Genomic DNA, 656 nt, shown 5'->3' with positions numbered 1-656 from the left:
CAGGCCCACCTGCACATCCAGCACTACCCGGGAACCGACATCCAGCTCCTCAACTGTCTCATGAAACAGATCATCGAGCGTGGATGGGTTGACGAAGAGTTCGTCAAAAACCGTACCAACGGCTACGACGAACTCAAAGCATGCGTCACCCAGGACAAATACAGCATCGAAAACACCTCCGCAATCTGTGGAGTCCCCGCAGAAAAGATCGAACAGGCCCTCACCTGGCTCCACGAATGCCAGCACAAAACCGCATTCGTCCACTGCCTTGGTATCACCCAGCACACCGTTGGTGTCGACAACGTCAGATCCATCGCATTCGTTCAGACCCTGCTCGGCAACATCGGCAAACCCGGATGCGGTGTCAACGCACTCCGTGGTCAGAACAACGTCCAGGGCTCCTGCGACATGGGAGCACTCCCGAACGTATATGCAGGCTACCTCAAAGTCACCGACCCGGACGCAGCCAAGAAAGTTGCCGACTACTGGGGCGTCTCTGAAATCCCGAACGGCAAACTCGGTCTGCACATCCCTGAGATGCTTGAGACCCTCGAAGAACACCCTGACAAACTGAAATGCATGTACCTCATGGGTGAAAACCCGGTCATCTCCGACCCTGACTCCAAGAACGTCGAGAAAGGCATGGACAACTGTGA

The 656-nt window shown here is 55.3% G+C and carries 1 protein-coding gene; it reads left to right on the top strand.

What is annotated here, in order from left to right; genetic code table 11:
* Window positions 1–656, top strand: a 656-nt coding sequence (locus McpAg1_RS09585; RefSeq protein ID WP_338095086.1) for a molybdopterin oxidoreductase family protein, incomplete at both ends; no start/stop codon positions are given.

The sequence above is a fragment of the Methanorbis furvi genome (assembly GCF_032714615.1).
GTDB classification, from domain to species: Archaea; Halobacteriota; Methanomicrobia; order Methanomicrobiales; family Methanocorpusculaceae; genus Methanocorpusculum; species Methanocorpusculum furvi.
The sequence above is the reverse complement of the archived record's forward strand: the minus strand, read 5'-3'. Positions and strand labels throughout refer to the sequence as shown.